General features: G+C 70.7%; 15 protein-coding genes, 1 other RNA gene and 1 pseudogene. 4 read left to right on the plus strand and 13 right to left on the minus strand.

Annotated elements, in window-relative coordinates; translation table 11 throughout:
- Positions 1–103 precede the first annotated feature (103 nt).
- On the minus strand, positions 104–694 hold the full coding sequence (locus tag B9S57_RS30750) for an ABATE domain-containing protein (RefSeq protein WP_103760439.1): 591 nt from the start codon (positions 692–694) through the stop codon (positions 104–106).
- A 113-nt stretch (positions 695–807) separates the two neighbouring features.
- On the opposite strand from B9S57_RS30750, the pseudogene B9S57_RS30755 reads away from it, so the two are divergent.
- Positions 808–1,414 (plus strand): annotated as a pseudogene (locus tag B9S57_RS30755) (GNAT family N-acetyltransferase).
- Here the strand turns inward: B9S57_RS30755 and B9S57_RS30760 are convergent.
- From B9S57_RS30760 to B9S57_RS30780, 5 genes are all read right to left on the minus strand, one after another.
- The gene (locus B9S57_RS30760) at positions 1,347–1,910 is read right to left on the minus strand and encodes a GNAT family N-acetyltransferase (protein ID WP_103760440.1); all 564 of its coding nucleotides are present in this window, start codon (positions 1,908–1,910) and stop codon (positions 1,347–1,349) included. The pseudogene B9S57_RS30755 and the gene B9S57_RS30760 sit on opposite strands and share 68 nt — an antisense overlap.
- 20 nt (positions 1,911–1,930) lie before the next feature.
- A complete protein-coding gene (locus B9S57_RS30765) occupies positions 1,931–3,076 on the minus strand; it encodes a uroporphyrinogen-III synthase (protein WP_103760441.1) in 1,146 nt (381 codons plus the stop codon).
- A 130-nt stretch (positions 3,077–3,206) separates the two neighbouring features.
- Entirely contained in the window at positions 3,207–4,538 is a 1,332-nt protein-coding gene (locus tag B9S57_RS30770; protein WP_103760442.1) for a NarK/NasA family nitrate transporter, read from the minus strand.
- Between the two features lie 153 nt (positions 4,539–4,691).
- The gene (locus tag B9S57_RS30775; protein WP_258036708.1) at positions 4,692–6,095 is read right to left on the minus strand and encodes an acyltransferase; all 1,404 of its coding nucleotides are present in this window, start codon (positions 6,093–6,095) and stop codon (positions 4,692–4,694) included.
- Positions 6,092–8,284 carry a glycosyltransferase gene (locus tag B9S57_RS30780; RefSeq protein ID WP_103760443.1) on the minus strand — a complete coding sequence of 731 codons (2,193 nt, stop codon included), beginning with the start codon at positions 8,282–8,284 and terminating at the stop codon, positions 6,092–6,094. Before B9S57_RS30780 ends, B9S57_RS30775 begins: the two co-directional genes overlap by 4 nt.
- 118 nt (positions 8,285–8,402) lie before the next feature.
- Between B9S57_RS30780 and B9S57_RS36300 the strand changes: the two genes are divergently transcribed.
- A complete protein-coding gene (locus B9S57_RS36300; protein WP_181011542.1) occupies positions 8,403–8,855 on the plus strand; it encodes a hypothetical protein in 453 nt (150 codons plus the stop codon).
- Between the two features lie 251 nt (positions 8,856–9,106).
- Here the strand turns inward: B9S57_RS36300 and B9S57_RS30790 are convergent, their stop codons facing one another.
- Positions 9,107–10,078: a LysR family transcriptional regulator gene (locus tag B9S57_RS30790; RefSeq protein WP_103760445.1), complete on the minus strand. Its 972-nt coding sequence runs from the start codon at positions 10,076–10,078 to the stop codon at positions 9,107–9,109.
- Positions 10,079–10,161: 83 nt separating this feature from the next.
- Here B9S57_RS30790 and B9S57_RS30795 point away from each other — a divergent pair, with 83 nt between their 5' ends.
- The gene (locus B9S57_RS30795) at positions 10,162–11,358 is read left to right on the plus strand and encodes an MFS transporter (RefSeq protein WP_103760446.1); all 1,197 of its coding nucleotides are present in this window, start codon (positions 10,162–10,164) and stop codon (positions 11,356–11,358) included.
- A 73-nt stretch (positions 11,359–11,431) separates the two neighbouring features.
- On the opposite strand, the gene ssrA is transcribed toward B9S57_RS30795, so the two are convergent.
- From ssrA to ftsE, 5 genes are all read right to left on the minus strand, one after another.
- Positions 11,432–11,819: a transfer-messenger RNA gene (ssrA, locus tag B9S57_RS30800) on the minus strand.
- 109 nt (positions 11,820–11,928) lie between these two features.
- Positions 11,929–12,417 (minus strand): SsrA-binding protein SmpB, encoded by a 489-nt coding sequence (gene smpB, locus B9S57_RS30805; protein WP_103760447.1) that lies wholly within the window; start codon positions 12,415–12,417, stop codon positions 11,929–11,931.
- An 18-nt stretch (positions 12,418–12,435) separates the two neighbouring features.
- The gene (locus B9S57_RS30810) at positions 12,436–13,623 is read right to left on the minus strand and encodes a S41 family peptidase (protein ID WP_103760448.1); all 1,188 of its coding nucleotides are present in this window, start codon (positions 13,621–13,623) and stop codon (positions 12,436–12,438) included.
- Between the two features lie 68 nt (positions 13,624–13,691).
- Positions 13,692–14,612, minus strand: coding sequence for a permease-like cell division protein FtsX (gene ftsX / locus B9S57_RS30815; protein ID WP_103760449.1), 921 nt, complete (start codon positions 14,610–14,612; stop codon positions 13,692–13,694).
- Between the two features lie 35 nt (positions 14,613–14,647).
- The gene (gene ftsE, locus B9S57_RS30820) at positions 14,648–15,337 is read right to left on the minus strand and encodes a cell division ATP-binding protein FtsE (RefSeq protein ID WP_014046319.1); all 690 of its coding nucleotides are present in this window, start codon (positions 15,335–15,337) and stop codon (positions 14,648–14,650) included.
- A gap of 258 nt (positions 15,338–15,595) precedes the next feature.
- On the opposite strand from ftsE, the gene B9S57_RS30825 reads away from it, so the two are divergent.
- Entirely contained in the window at positions 15,596–15,787 is a 192-nt protein-coding gene (locus B9S57_RS30825) for a hypothetical protein (RefSeq protein ID WP_103760450.1), read from the plus strand.
- 133 nt (positions 15,788–15,920) lie between these two features.
- On the opposite strand, the gene B9S57_RS30830 is transcribed toward B9S57_RS30825, so the two are convergent.
- Positions 15,921–16,198, minus strand: a 278-nt coding sequence (locus B9S57_RS30830; RefSeq protein WP_258036709.1) for an LPXTG cell wall anchor domain-containing protein, incomplete at its 5' end; no start/stop codon positions are given.

Here is a 16,198-nt window from a genome sequence, read left to right on the forward strand (position 1 = left end):
CGGAAGCCGGTTCATTCAGGGATCGGGCAACTTTCTTTCGCGGCTGTGGATTTGGGATCGTTCGTGACGTTCGCGACCTCACCCGCGTCCCGGTGTCACGACGTCACTGCACGGCCTTCACGCGGCGACGATGGCGGGCCACCCGTTCCCGGTTGCCGCAGACCTCGCTGGAGCACCAGCGGCGGCGCCGTCCCCGCGACGTGTCCAGGTAGAGCCGCCGGCACGCGTCCCCCTCACACCGGCGCAGCCCTTCCCGCGCCTCGGGGTCCGTCAGCAGGTCCACGGCGTCCCGGGCCACCGCGGCGAGCAGCTCCCCGCAGGCCGGGGCGGCACTCAGCGCCCGTACGAGCAGACCGTCCTTTCCGCGTACGGCGCGCAGCCCCGGCGGGGCGCACGCTGCCCGCGCGTTGACCCGTTCCAGGGCGTATTCGGCCCTGCCGCCTCCCAGTTGAGCCGCCATCAGCCGATCGACGTCCGTGCGCAGCCGCCGGAAGCGCACCACCCAGGTCCCGTCGACGGCCGCCAGGGACGTGCCGTGCGGGACCAGCCGCGAGGTGATCAGCCACTCGGCCAGCCGCTCCGGGGAGCCGAGCCGCTCGCAGGCACCGGACTCCCCCGCCCCGGTCGCGACCAGGTCCAGGCAGACCCGTCCCGAGTCGAACCGCCGACCGTCCGTGCCCGTGCCCGCTGCCATGAGCCTGCCACCGCCTCGGGGTCACCTGCGCGGGAGAGTCACCCCAGAGTGCCCCCGGCCGCCCCGTCCCGGAACCCCTCCTGCCGCCCGGGAATCCGCCGTACGGTGGCCTCATGGACGACGCAGCGGTGACGCTGACGGCAGGGCCGCTGCTGCTGCGCCCGTGGCGCACGGACGACATCCCGGCACTTCTCGCTGCGTACGACGACCCGGCGATGCGGCAGTGGGTGCGCGTCCCGGTGTCCGATGTCGCGGACGCGGAACGGTGGATGGCGGTCCAGCGGGACGGCTGGGCCCGCGGCAACCGCTTCAGCTTCGCCGTGACCGACACGACTCGGGGTGGCGAACTCGTCGGCAACCTCGCCCTGAAACGCCCCGTACCGGGCGCGGAGAGCGCCGAGGCGGGCTACTGGACAGCGGCGGCGGCGCGCGGCCGGGGCGTGGCCTCACGGGCGCTCGGGGCGCTCACCGACTGGGCGTTCGGCACGTTCGCCACCGAGGGCCTGCGGCGGCTGGAACTGCTTTCACCAGGTGGACAACGAGGCATCCTGCCGGGTCGCGGAGAAGGCCGGCTACCCGCTTGCCGAGGTCGTCCCCGCGCTTCCCCCGCAGTACCCGCTCGACGGCCACCGGCACTCCCGTGAGGCACCGGTCAGCCCTGCGGCGGACCGTCGTGCAGGATGCGCTGGAACATCCGGTGGTCCTGCCAGGCGCCGTTGATGTGGAGGTAGCGCGGCGCCGTGCCGTACAGCTCGAACCCGCACTTGGCCAGGACCCGTTGCGAGGCGATGTTGTCCAGGACCGTCCCGGCGGCGATCCTGTGCAGTCCGAGCGCGTCCCGTGCCAGTTCGCAGACCCGGGCGACGGCCGCCGTGGCCAGGCCCCGGCCCGCCCGGTCGACGTCGATCCAGTAGCCGAGCCGGGCGTTGCGGAAGGGCCCGCGCTCGATGGAGGCGAGGGTCATGGCCCCCACGACCCGTTCCTCGTCGTCGACCAGCGCCCAGGGCATCGCACGCCCCGTGTCCCGGTCGGCCAGCAGCCCGGTGATCCGCTGGACCTGGCCCTCGGGGGTGTAGAAGGTCTCGGGGCGCACGGGCTCCCAGCGGCGCATGTACGCGCGGCTGCGGGTCATCGTCACGGCGAAGGACTCGGCGTCGTCGAGGGTCACGGGCCTCAGCCGGACCCCGTCGGCCAGGGGATGGATGTCATTGGTCATCCCCGCACCGTAGCGCCGCCTCAGGAACCGTCGTACTTCGTGTCCGCCGAGGGGTCCAGCGCCAGCCGGTAGCCGCGCTTCACGACCGTCTGGATCAGCCGCGCCATCCCGAGTGCGGTGCGCAGCCGGGCCATCGCCGTCTCCACGGCGTGCTCGTCGGTGCCGCTGCCGGGCAGAGCGCGCAGCAGGTCGGCACGGGAGACCACCCAGCCCGGCCTGCGGGCCAGCGTGTGCAGCAGGGCCATGCCGGCCGGGGGCACCGGGCGCAGGGCGCCGTCGACCAGCACGGCGTGGCCGCGGATCTCGACGGTGTGGCCGGCGACGGGCAGCGTACGGGCGCGGGCGGGGAGCTGGGCGCAGAGCACCTGGACGAGCGGGCCGAGCCGGAAGCGTTCCGGCTGGACGGTGTCGATGCCCTTGGCCTGCAGGGGCAGGGCGGTGACGGGTCCGACGCAGGCGCTCAGGACGTCGTGGCTCAGGGCGTCCAGCACCTCGGGGAGGATCCCGCGGGCCTCCGCCCGGTTCAGGTAGGAGGCGACGGCGGGAGCGCTGGTGAAGGTGAGGGCGTCCAGCCCGCGGGCCACCGTGACGTCGAGCATGCGGTCCAGCGGGGCGATGTCCTCCGGGGGCATCCACCGGTAGACGGGTACGCCGACGACTTCGGCACCGGCCGCCCGGAGCGACTCGACGAAGCCGGGGAGCGGTTCGCCGTGCAGCTGGAGGGCGATCCGGCGGCCCGACACGCCCTCCTCCAGCAGGCGGTCCAGGACCTCGGCCATCGACTCGGACCCCGGCGACCACTCCTCGGTGAGCCCGGCCGCCCGGATGGCGCCCTTGACCTTGGGTCCGCGGGCGAGCAGCTCCGTGCCGCGCAGCAGGTCGAGGAGTGCGTCGCCGATGCCCCAGCCGTCGGCGGCCTCCACCCAGCCCCTGAAGCCGATGGCGGTCGTCGCGATCACGACGTCGGGGTCGTTGTCGATCAGCGCCTTGGTGGCGGCCAGGAGTTCGCTGTCGTCCGCGAGCGGCACGATCCGCAGGGCGGGCGCGTGCAGGACCACGGCGCCCCTGCGCGTGAGGAGGGTCCCGAGCTCCTCCGCGCGACGGGCTGCGGTCACCCCGACCGTGAAGCCCGCCAGGGGCCCGTGCTGTGCGTCGTCGTCGTGCATGGCGTGATACCCGGCTCTCGTCCCGCTGGTGCTCGATGATGCGGAGGACCGAGACTGTCAATCCTGCGTGACAGTCTCGGTTCTCCCGTATTTCCCGCCCGTTACGTCCTGCGACGCGCTGCGGCCGTCCTCACACCTCTGCGTAGCTGAGCTGGGGCTTCGCGGCGACCGCCTCGGTACGGCGAAGGTATACCGCCCAGGTCAGGGTGAAGCAGACGGCGTAGAAGCCGAGGAAGCACCAGAAGGCGGCCGTCCCGGCACCGGAGGTCGCGAAGGACTGGCGGAACGCCAGGTTGATCGCGAGGCCGCCCAGTGCCCCGATCGCCCCGATGAGCCCCATGGACGCACCCGAGATCCGGCGCCCGTAGGCCGCGGCCTCCTCGCCCCGCAGGCCCTTGGCGATCCCCTGGGCGTGGAAGATGCCCGGGATCATCTTGAACGTGGAGCCGTTGCCCAGTCCGGTCAGCACGAACAGGGCGATGAAACCGACGAGGAACACCGGCAGCGACTCGATGCCGGAGGCGTAGACGACGACACCGGTCGCCGCGGCCATGCCCGCGAAGTTCCACAGGGTGATCCGCGCACCGCCGTACCGGTCGGCGAGCCAGCCGCCCGCCGGCCGGATCAGCGAGCCGAGCAGGGGGCCGATGAAGGTGAGCGAGGCGGCCTGCAGGGGGGTCCGGCCGAACTGGGTCTGCAGGACGAGCCCGAAGGCGAAGCTGTAGCCGATGAACGAGCCGAAGGTGCCGATGTAGAGCACGGACATGATCCAGGTGTGCGGCTCGCGCACGGCCTGGAGCGCCGCACCGGTGTCGTTCTGGACGGGCCGGAGGTTGTCCATCCGGAGCACGGCGCCGAGCGCCGCCAGGAGGATCAGGGGGACGTACGCCCCGATCAGGATCCTCGGGTGCGCGGCACCGGCCGTACCGATGACCAGGAGGCCGACGAGCTGGACGACCGGGACGCCGACGTTGCCGCCGCCGGCGTTGAGCCCGAGTGCCCAGCCCTTCCTGTGCAGCGGGAAGAAGGCGTTGATGTTCGTCATCGACGAGGCGAAGTTGCCGCCGCCGATACCGGTGAGCGCGGCGACGACGAGGAAGGTGGTGTACGAGGTGCCGGGCTCCATCACCCAGAAGGCGGCGACGGTCGGCACCAGGAGCGACAGGGCGCTGAAGATCGTCCAGTTGCGTCCGCCGAACAGCGCGACCGCGAAGGTGTACGGCACCCTGGCGATGGCGCCGACCAGGGTGGCCGTGGAGATCAGGAAGAACTTCCCGGCGGGGTCGACCCCGTACTCCGGTCCCATGAACAGGACCATGACGGACCACAGGGACCAGATCGAGAACCCGATGTGCTCCGAGAGCACGGAGAACCACAGGTTCCTGCGGGCGACCTTCTCGCCCGTCTCGCGCCAGAAGGTCTCGTCCTCCGGCTCCCACTGCTCGATCCAACGACCGGCCATCACGCGCCTCCACAGGGGTCGGGGTGTTGTCCTGCCGACGCTAGGGAGTCCGCGTTTCGGTGCGGTGCCGTGAGGTGACCGGTGCGCAACCTTGCTCTCACTCGGGCGCGGGGGGTGCGGTGAGCCTGGCCCGCCGCACCCCCGCGCCCGCCCTCAGGCCCGGCGCCCGCGGTCCGCCCCGTTCGGCCAGAGGCGGGGCCGGCGCTTGGCGGCGACGTCCTCGACCCAGCCGAACGCCAGGATCGCGAGCCCTGTCAGTGGCCAGATCGCGATCAGGACGAGCACCTCGTACGACTGCTCTATGTACGTGCCGAACGTGTCGCCCAGCCAGGGGACGGACCAGAGTTCGTCCACGAGGTGCGCGGCGGCCATCAGCAGCAGGTTGTGCCACAGATAGATCGTCACGGCCCTGTTGTTGGCGAGCGTGACCAGGCTGTCCCACCCGGCGAGCCGGCCGGGGAGCTTCTGCCAGGACGGCGCGTACACGAGCAGGATCGCGCAGAAGCCGAGGGACCAGGTGGACTGGGCGAGCGGGATCTCGTCGAGGTTCCAGCCCTCCTCGGTGAGGTGTCCGGACGCCCACCACAGGCCGAAGCCCATGACGATCGCGGCGGACGAGACCGCCAGATAGCGCGGGATCTGCTTCAGCAGTCCGTCGTTGTGGGCGAATCCCAGGATCCAGCAGGAACCGAACACGGCGAAGTCGACGAGCCCCTCGCCGAAGGTGCCGGGGACGGTAACGAGTCCGGTGCCGATGACGGCGGTGAGGGCGACCGGGGCGAGGAGCGTGACCCACGGCAGCCTGCGGAACGCCTTGAGCAGCAGGGGCGAGGCGAGCACGAACCACAGGTAGGCCCGGATGTACCAGAGCGGACCCGCCGCCTGGTCGGCCCAGGACAGCTCCAGCCAGCCCCCGGTGGAGCCGCTCTCCTCGGGGTACGGAGGGGAGCCGAGCGGGAAGAGATAGCTGCCGAGCTTGATGAACCACCAGATCCCCTCCTCCCGGACGGGCTTCCAGCTCAGCGCGAACATCACCGGGACGACGACGAGGGAGAACGCCCACATCGGCGGGAGCAGCCTGCGCAGCCGGCTGCGGATGACGCTTCCCGCCGGGCGGGCCAGTGAGCGGGCCATCAGCGATCCGGCCAGGGCGAACATGACGCCCATGGACGGGAACAGGATGGTCAGCCAGGCCCACCCGAAGAGGTGGAAGACGACGACGCGGACCAGGGCCACGGCCCTGAGTAGGTCGAGATAACGGTCCCGGCCGGCCTTGGCGCGGGGCGCCGGGGCGCCGGCGGCGGTGTCCGGCGCGGCGTCCGCCTGCTCCGGGTACGCGGCGGGAGCGGGGACGGTGAGGGCGGGACCCTGCTCCGGGAACGCCGCCGGGGCGGGGAACCCGGAGCCCGGGGCGTGCGGAGCGGCGTACGCGGCCCCGGCGTGCGCCGGGTGGGCGGCGTTGCCCTGCTGCTGCGGCATCCAGGCGGCGTCGGAGGACGGCCAGGCGCCGTCGTCGTCTCCGGCGCCGTCCTGACGTGGACGGTCGGGGTAGGTCATGCCACCGGCCTCCGGTCCCTGTCCTTGCGACGGTTCTGCGTACCGCCCGGTGCCTCCACCACGCCCGTGCGCCGCAGCTTCTGCCAGCGCAGCCGCCCGCCGGTGAGAGCGGTGATCCAGGACTGGAGCAGCACGACGTACATCAGCTGCCGGTAGAGGATCTGCTGCAGCGGCAGGGAGATCAGATGGGTCATGCGCTCCCGGTCGAGCCGGAAGGCGTAGGCGGCGCAGACCGCCTGCACCAGCAGCACTCCGAACCAGGCCGCGACGGTCTTCCCCGTCGGGCCGAAGACGAGCCCGTACAGCAGGAAGACGTCGATGAGGGGTGCCAGCAGCGGGGCGACGACCATGAACAGGGAGACGAACGGCAGCCCCACCCGTCCGAAGCGGCCCGAGGGCCCCCGTTCGATCACCGCACGGCGGTGCTTCCAGATGGCCTGCATCGTGCCGTACGACCACCGGTAGCGCTGCGACCACAGCTGCTGCACGGACTCGGGGGCCTCCGTCCAGGCCCGGGCGTTCTCCGCGTAGACGACGCGCCAGCCGTCGCGGTGCAGGGCCATGGTGACGTCGGTGTCCTCGGCGAGGGTGTCCTCGCTCATGCCGCCGATCCGGTCCAGCGCGTCCCGGCGGAAGGCGCCGACCGCACCGGGGATGGTGGGCATGCAGCCCAGGAGGTCGTACATGCGGCGGTCGAGGTTGAAGCCCATCACGTACTCGATGTGCTGCCAGGCCCCGATCAGCGAGTCGCGGTTGCCGACCTTGGCGTTGCCCGCGACCGCTCCGACGCGGGGGTCGGCGAACGGCTGGACGAGCTCGCGCACGGTGGACGGTTCGAAGACCGTGTCACCGTCCATCATCACGACGATGTCGTAGCGGGCGTTGGCGATGCCGTTGTTGAGCGCCGCGGGCTTGCCCGCGTTGCGCTGGCGCACGACCCGGACGTTCGGGATCCACATCGCCTCGACGAGGTCGGCCGTGCCGTCCGTCGAGCCGTCGTCGATGACGATGACCTCGATCGGATAGTCGCTGGCCACCAGCGAGCGCACGGTGGCCTCGATGCACTCGCGCTCGTTGTACGCGGGCACGAGGACCGACACCGGGCGGGTGAAGGGATCGCCCCAGCTGAAGTCCCTGCGGCGGACCTTCCTGGCGTGCAGGAAGGAGAGCAGCAGCATCAGCCCGAAGCGGACCATCACCAGGACGCCGATGGCGGCGAGGCCGACCACCATGACGCCGGTGACGTTCTCGGAGATCTTCACCGCCCCGATGAACGCCTTGCCCTTCCAGAGCGCGAACCCGGTGACCGGGGTGTGGGCGCTGGGGGCGCCGAGCGCCGTGGTCAGGTTGGTGAAGTCGTAGCCCCGCTCCTGCATCCTGGGCAGGAACTTCCCCAGGGCGGAGACGGTCTGGGACCGGTCGCCGCCGGAGTCGTGCATCAGGATGATGGCGCCCTTGCCGTGCTTGGGCGTGGCGCGCTCGATGATCGCGTGGACGCCGGGGCGCTTCCAGTCCTCGCTGTCGGTGTTGTTCACGACGGTGAGGTAGCCGCGGCTGCCGATGTACTGCGTGACCGGCCAGGACTTGTTGTCCATGGCGTCGGAGAACGAGGAGTAGGGAGGCCGGAACAGCGACGTACGGATGCCGGCCGCGCCCGCCAGTACCAGCTGGTTCTGGGAGAGCTCCCAGTCGATGCGGCTGGTGGACTGGAACGACAGGTCGGGGTGGTTGAAGGTGTGCAGCCCGACCTCGTGGCCCTCGTCGACCATCCGCTTCACGAGGTCCGGGTGGCGCGAGGCCATGGTCCCGGTGACGAAGAAGACTCCGTGCGCGTGGTACTTCCTGAGCTCGTCCAGCACCCGCGGGGTCCAGACCGGGTCGGGTCCGTCGTCGAAGGTCAGGACGATCCTGCGGTCGGGTATCCGGAGCGTCGCGGCGTCCTTGCCCGCCGTGCGGGCGTCGATCACCGGACCGCCCTCGAGGACGTCGTCCGGCACCTGACTGGTGGGGGCCGGCGCCTGGATACGGTGGTCGGCGAGGATCTCGCTGTGCACGTATCCGCGCAGCATGAGCATGGCGAGCAGGGCCACGAGAAGAAGCGACGGCAGCAGATAGCGCATGGGAAGCCTGCGCCGGACGGTCCGCTTCTTCTTCCGGTTGTGCCTGCCCCGTGAGACGGGGATTGTCATCTACTAAGCGCCTTCTTGTGGTTGCACCGGTGATTCCACGGGATCCGGGGACGCCGGCGGAGTCTCTTCTACAGGCGGCTCGGGGCTGACGGACGCCGTCGGCTCACCGGCCGGCGTCGTGGAGACCGAGGTGTGCGGGGCAGGGGCCGAAGAGGAGCTGCCCCGGGGAGGCTCGACGGACGCCGAGGCCGAGGCACTCGCGCCGGGAGCGGCGGAGGCGGCGGAGGCGGACGCGCCGTCGGACGGCGCCGCCGAGGCGGATCCGGAGACCGGGGCGGAGACGCTGGGCGTGGCTCCGGGGCTCTCGGACACGACGTCGCCGCTCGGGGCGGGCCGCACGTCGACCTCTTCGGCGTGTTTCTCCTTCGGCCCGGAGAGCGGCAGCCAGGGAGCGGCGGAGCTCCCGCCGAGCACGGCGACCACGAGCGTCACCGCGTACACGGCGCAGACGGCGGCGAGCACCCAGCCCACACGCCGGTACGTCTTGCTGCGGCGACCGCTCTCGTCGACGAACACCGGACCGTCGGAAGGGTCCGGTGAGCTGGGTTCCACAGGTAGTTCGGAGAGCTGACGGCCCAGCCCGTCCAACGGGACGGTGACGTCGTTCGGCTCATGCGTGTGCCCGGTTCGGGTACCTTCGCGCCAATTTTCCACAGGTGTTCGCACTTCCCCCACTCAATGAAACAGGTGCGCGGGAAATGACCGGAATCCTGCTGGCGGATCGGAGCCCCCACCCCGTCCGCGCGCCACCTGCCACCGTGCACCCGAAACCCCGAATGTAGCGCACGGCCGCGACGGCCAGGGGGCAGTATCACGTGTTGTTCATGAACAGTGACCCATGAGTGACGAATCGGAGTCAGGCAACCACGATGCCGGTGGTCGTACCATCCATCCTTCCGCCCCGGCGAGTTCGGCCACCGCCCCACGTAGGGCGTTCAATCCGGGGTGCTCGAGACCCTTGCCCCACACCATCAGCAGCGGCGAGAGGGGCATCGGCCCGACGAGCGGGCGCAGCACCGTACCCGGCAGGGGCGGGAAGCCCGAAACGGCCAGTACGGGGTTCCCGGTCTTCTCCATGACCCGCTGGAATTCGGCCACTCCGACAGCGAGTGGGGCCGGCGGAGCCAGGACGATGCCCCATTCCGCGAAGAGCATGGCCGCGAGTTCCGTCCACTCGGACGTACGCGCGTTGCCCGCACCGGCGTAGACGGTCTCTCCGGCCAGATCGCCCGGGGTGACCGTCTCGCGTCCCGCCAGCGGATGGCCGTCCGGCAGGAGGACGGCCATCGGCTCGTACCGGACCGGCTGCACGGAGAGCCGGGCGAGCACTCCGGGAGCGAGGCCGGCGGCCCGCCCGAAGGAGACGTCCAGCCGCCCCGCGAGGATCTCGTCCGCCGCCCAGGTGAGCCCGCTCTCGAAGCGCGCCATCAGCTCGCACTCCGGCGCGAGCTCCCGCGCCCGGGCGAGCACCCGGGCCGCGGTCATCCCGTCGGTGTTCAGGTCGACGAGCAGCGGGCGGTCCGCCGGGCCGGCGAAGGCGGCCGACAGCGCGGCGTGCGCGTCGAGCACCCGCCGGGCGTGCGGGAGGAGGCGCTCCCCGTCCGGGGTCAGCGACACCTGCCGGGTGGTACGGACGAAGAGGTCGCGGCCCAGCTCCCGCTCCAGCCGGCGGACGTCCCGGCTCAGCGCCTGCTGCGCGACGTAGAGCCGGGCTGCGGCACGGGTGAAGTGAAGTTCCTCGGCCACGGTGACGAAGGCGCGGAGGAGCCGGGGATCGGTGTCGGGGACGGCCACCCGCCAAACTTACAACGGATGTGCGTGAATCCGCTCCGAACAGGTGTTGGACGCGACGGACCGTCCGCCCCGAGGGTGAGCGCGTGTCCCACGAAACCGCCGCCCCGGCCCCCGCTCCGGCGGCCCCGCCCCATGCCTACCTCCGGCTGCTCGCCACCCCTGGCGCACGCGCGTTCACCGCGGGCAATCTGATCGCCCGGCTGCCCATGGGCATGTTCAGCGTCAGCGCCGTCATCATGATCGCCGAGGTGCACGGCTCGTACGCACTGGCCGGGGCCGTCACCGCCACCGGGCTGGCCGCGACCGCCGTGGTCGCCCCCTGGACCGCACGCCTCGTCGACCGGTACGGCCAGGCCAGGATCGCGGTTCCCGCCACCGCCGTCGCGGTGCTGGGCTCACTGGCCCTGGTGCTCTGCGTGCACCACGACGCACCGGTCTGGACCCTGTTCGCCGCCTACGCCGCGACGGCCACCACCCCGAACACCGGCGGCATGTCGCGAGCCCGCTGGGCCCATCTGCACCAGGGCGACGCGGCGGCCCTGCACACCGCCAACTCCTTCGAACAGGCCGTCGACGAGCTGTGCTTCATGCTCGGCCCGGTGCTCGCCGCCGCTGCCTGCGGGGCGCTCTTCCCCGAAGCCGGAACGCTCACCGGGGCGGTCCTGCTGATGACCGGAGTGCTGCTCTTCGCCGCACAGCGCGCCACGGAGCCCCCGGTGGCACCTCGCGCACGGGCCGTCTCCCCCCTGCGCACCCCGGGCGTCCCCGCCCTGCTCTGCGTCTTCCTCGCGACCGGTGCCGTCTTCGGCGCCATGGAGGTCGTCTCCATCGCCCACGCCGGAGGGGCGATCCTCGCGCTCCAGGCAGGCGGCTCCTGCGTGGCCGGGCTGCTGTACGGCACGCTGCGCCCCGCGTCCCGGACCGGGCGCAGACTCGTCCTCTGCCTGGCGGGGATGACCGCACTGATGTCGTTCCCCCTGGTCGCCGCGGCCACGACGGGTTCCCTGCCCCTCCTGGCGGGCTGCCTGCTGCTGGCCGGGGCGGCCACCGCGCCCACCATGGTCACCGGCATGACCCTGATCCAGCGGCTCACCCCGCGGGCCCAGCTCAACGAGGGCATGACGCTGGCCGTCACCGCACTGCTGGGCGGCATAGCGGCGGGGTCGGCGATCGGCGGCTGGACGGTGGAGAACGCCGGGACGGTCACCGGGTACGCGGTGCCGGTGTGCGCCGCCGCCCTCGCCCTCGCCCTCGCGGCGACCGGCACGCGCCGCGCCTGATTCCGGGGCACGCGGCACAACAAAAACGAGGACCCCGCTGCCAGGGGCAACGGGGTCCTCGTTCACATGGGAATTGTGGAGATGGCGGGAATCGAACCCGCGTCCAACGGTGCGGAACCAGGGCTTCTCCGAGTGCAGTTCGCTACGCTTTTCTCGGCCCCGGAGGTCACGCGAACAAGCCTCCGACAGGCCCAGCCACTGTTTGATTTCCTTCCAGGCCCCGTGACCGGGCCTAGAAGTTTAGATCCCTTGTTGATGCCAGGATCCGGGTCGGGATCACCCCCGGGCTGACACTCCGCAGAGTCTTCGCTTAGCTGCTAATTAGGCAGCGAGGGCGAAGGCGGAGGAATCGCGCTTGGAATTGGCGATTATTGGTTGCGACATATGGTTTACGAGATCATTGCCGCTTCCTCGACTCGCTTCCCCTGCTTCGACATCCGCTGTCGAAACCGATCATCCCCATGTTGTTTTTTCAATCCGCGCACCTTCGCTGAGGTGCATGGCCCACTGTACGTGACCAACGCGCGCCGATGCCACTGTATTCCGGCGGCTCCGGCCCCGGGCCCCGGGCTAGGCGCTCCGCTGACGCCGGCGTGCCGCCGAGATCGCCCGGTTCGTCTCCCGCGTGTCCTGCTTCTCACGCAGCGTCTGGCGCTTGTCGTACTCCTTCTTGCCCTTCGCGAGCGCGATCTCGACCTTGACGCGGCTGTCCTTGAAGTACAGCGCGAGCGGCACGATCGTGTGGCCCGTCTCCTGCGACTTGGACTGCAGCTTGTCGATCTCGGCCCGGTGCAGGAGCAGCTTGCGCTTGCGCTTGGCCGAGTGGTTGGTCCAGGTCCCCTGGACGTACTCCGGGACGTGGATGTTGTGCAGCCACGCCTCGCCGTTGTCGATCTGGACGAAGCCGTCGACCAGCGACGCCCTGCCCATCCGCAGCGACTTGACCTCCGTGCCCATGAGCACGAGACCGCACTCGTAGGTGTCGAGGACGTGGTAGTCGTGCCGCGCCTTCTTGTTCTGCGCAATCATCTTGCGCCCGGTGTCTTTTTCCTTGGCCATAGTGCGGCCATTTTCGCACTACGACCCACCCCCGATGCCACTCAATACCGTCTCGGCCCGCTGCTGGGCCTCCGGACCGGCGCCGACGTCCGGTGTGATGCCGCTTCCCTCGACGCTCCGGCCCGCCGGAGTGCGGTAGTGCCCGACGGTCAGCTCGGCGACCGATCCACCGGGCAGCCGGCTGGGCATCTGCACGGAACCCTTGCCGAAGGTGCGGGACCCGACGGTCACGGCCCTGCCCCGGTCCTGCAGCGCACCGGTCAGCAGTTCGGCCGCGCTCATCGTGCCGCCGTCCACCAGGACCACCACGGGCCGCTCGGTGTCGCCGCCGGGCTCGGCGTACAGGGCGCGCTGCTCACCGTGCACGTCGTAGGTGGCGACGAGCCCGCCGTCGAGGAAGGCGGAGGAGGCCGTGACGGCCTCGGTGACCAGTCCGCCCGAGTTGGCCCGCAGGTCCAGGAGGATCCCGGCGTCCCCGGGCGCCTCGTCCACGGCCTGGCGTACGGCCGTACCGGCCCCCTTGGTGAACGCGGCGACCTTGATCAGTACGGCGGAGGAAGAGGCCCGGCCCAGGCGCCGGACGCTCACCGGATCGGTGCTGAGCCGCGCCCTGCGCAGGGTCGTGGTCCAGGAGTGCCCGCCGCGGCTCAGCCCGAGGACCACGGAGGAGCCCTCGCCCGCCTTCGCCCGGTCGCCGCGCAGCAGCGCGACCACTTCGGCGACGGGGCGCCGCTCGACGCGACGGCCGTCGACGGTGCGCAGCAGGTCCCCCTTGCGTACGCCCGCCCGCGCGGCCGGGCTTCCCGGCTGGACCCCGGTCACCGCGACGTCGCCGCGGGCCGAGCGCCGGGCGGAGATCCCGACGCCGGTGTAGGAGCCGTCGAGGGCCTGCTCCAGTTCCTCGTACTCCCGCTCGTCGTAGACCGCGCCCCAGCGGTCGCCGCTGCGGCTGACGACCTCCTCGGCCGCGTCCGTGCCGGACTTCCCGTCGGCCTCGGCGTCGGCGACCGCGTCCGCGATCTCCTCGCGGTCCACGGAGCCGACGGTCGAGGAGACGGCCCGGGCCTTTATCTCGGTGCCCGTGCCGCCCTCGCGGGGCAGGGACCCGGTGGCCGCGGCGGTGGCCAGCACGCTCGCGAACACCAACGTCAGGGCCGCCCCGCGGTGGAAACCGCGGGGTTTCAAAAGGTACGTATGGCCCGGCATGTGGCCGAGTGTAGGACAACGCCCCGTCCGCACACGGCTCGTTGGGCGCATGCGGGACGGGGCGCTCGTCACACCTTGAGGTACTTGCGCAACGCGAAGAGAGCGGCAACGGCGGGCATCAGCAAGCCGATCGCGAGGACGAGCGGAAGCTTCGTGAGCACCGCCTCCCAGCCGATGAAGTCGATCAGATTCAGCTTCTCCTGGAGCGCGAGTCCGCCGTCGATCAGGAAGTACCGTGCCGCTATCAGGATGACGCAGGCGAGCAGCCCGCCGATCAGGCCGGCGAAGGCGGCCTCCATGATGAACGGCATCTGGATGTAGAAGCCCGAGGCCCCCACCAGCCGCATGATGCCCGTCTCCCGTCGTCGGCTGAACGCCGAGACGCGGACGGTGTTCACGATGAGCATCAGCGCAATGACCAGCATCAGCCCCATCAGGAAGATCGCGGCCACGTTCATGCCGTTCATCAGCCCGAAGAGGTTGTCGAGGATGCTGCGCTGGTCCTGGACGGACTGCACCCCGTCACGGCCGGCGAAGGCCGTCGCGACCACCTTGTACTTCTGCGGGTCCTTCAGCTTGACCCGGAACGACTCCTGCATCTGGTCCGGCGTGATGTTGCCGGCCATCGGCGAGTCGCCGAACTGCTCCTGGTAGTGCTTGTACGCCTGGTCGACCGTCTCGAAGAGGACCGGCTTCTCGACGGCCTCCATCTTCTCGAGGTCGGCCTTGATCTCCTTCTTCTGCTCCGCCGTGACGGCACCCTTGGCGCACTTGGGCACGTCCTTGGCGTCGTTCTTGTTGCAGAGGAAGATCGAGACGTTGACCTTGTCGTACCAGTAGGTCTTCATCGAGCTGACCTGCTCGCGCATCAACAGCGCGCCGCCGAACAGGGCGAGCGAGAGGGCGACGGAGACCACGACGGCGAAGGTCATCGTGAGGTTGCGACGAAGACCGACCCCGATCTCCGACAGGACGAACTGGGCGCGCATGGCGTCCTTTCAGTACTCGATGCTCGTGCAGAGACTCAGTGCTGGTAGCCGTAGACGCCGCGCGCCTGGTCCCGTACGAGACGGCCCTGCTCGAGCTCGATGACGCGCTTGCGCATCTGGTCGACGATGTTCTGGTCGTGGGTCGCCATGATCACGGTGGTGCCGGTCCGGTTGATCCGGTCCAGCAGCTTCATGATGCCCACGGAGGTCTGCGGGTCGAGGTTTCCGGTCGGCTCGTCCGCGATCAGCAGCATGGGGCGGTTGACGAACGCCCGCGCGATCGCGACACGTTGCTGCTCACCACCGGAGAGCTCACCGGGCATCCGGTCCTCCTTGCCCCCCAGACCCACGAGGTCGAGAACCTGCGGCACGGCCTTGCGGATCTCGCCGCGGGGCTTGCCGATGACCTCCTGCGCGAAGGCCACGTTCTCGGCGACGGTCTTGTTGGGGAGAAGACGGAAGTCCTGGAACACCGTGCCCAGCTGGCGGCGCATCTGCGGCACCTTCCAGTTGGACAGCCGCGCGAGGTCCTTGCCGAGCACGTGGACCATGCCCTGGCTGGCACGCTCCTCCCGGAGGATGAGCCGCATGAAGGTGGACTTGCCGGAGCCGGAGGAGCCGACCAGGAAGACGAACTCACCCTTCTCGATGTCGAGTGAGACGTCCCGGAGAGCTGGACGGCTCTGCTTCGGGTAGGTCTTGGAGACGTTGTCGAATCGGATCACGGATGCACCACGGTCGGCCGGGGGTAGGTGAGCGTGACCATACGCGACGCGGGTGAGCGCGTGCAGTCGGCGTCCGGGAATGAGGGATTTGTGACGGAACGCGGCACGGAACGAAACGGGGCGTGCCGGACCTTGTCCGGCGGGCCGCGCCGAAATCGCCCCGAGCTGTCACAGTGGTAGGGGGAACGGTTGCGTTTCCCTGAGCGTTGTGCGGAGAGAACGTGAATGCGGCTCCGCCGCGCGGGAGGAGGAGTGCGCATGACCTATGACCGACTGGTGTGCGCGAACTGCGCGGCGCCCGTGAACGAGGGCCGCTGCCGGGTCTGCCGTGCGAGCCGGGAGCGCATGCAGGAGCAGGGGCCGTTCGCGGGGCTCAATCCCGCGATGCTGATCGCGCTGATGGTGATCCTGGTGGCCGCCCTGGCCCTGCTGGCGCACCAGGCCGTCTGAGCCGGGACAGCGCCCCGAGGGTCCTGCGGGGATGAGGCGTGCGCGTACGGCCGCAGGAGCGGTTCCGGTACGCGAAAGGGCCCGGGAGGCCATGAATGCTCTCCCGGGCCCTTCAGCGTGCGCGTGCGGACGATCAGGCGGTCGTGCGACCGCCGGCCAGGCGCGGCAGGATGCGGAAGCCGATGCCACCGGCGATCATCGTGGCGGCGCCGAGCAGCAGGAACGTGGTCTCGGCCGCACCGGTCTCGGCGAGCTCGTCCTTGCCCTTGCCCTGCTCGACCGGCTGGTTGCCGACACTGTCGGTGTCGGTGTTGTCACCGGCGTCGGGGTAGGACGGGTCGGGCGTCCCGGTGGAGCCTCCATCCGTGGACCCACCATCGGTCGCGCCACCATCGGTCGCGCCACCATCGG

It is taken from the genome of Streptomyces sp. SM10 (assembly GCF_002910915.1).
Taxonomy (GTDB): Bacteria; Actinomycetota; Actinomycetes; order Streptomycetales; family Streptomycetaceae; genus Streptomyces.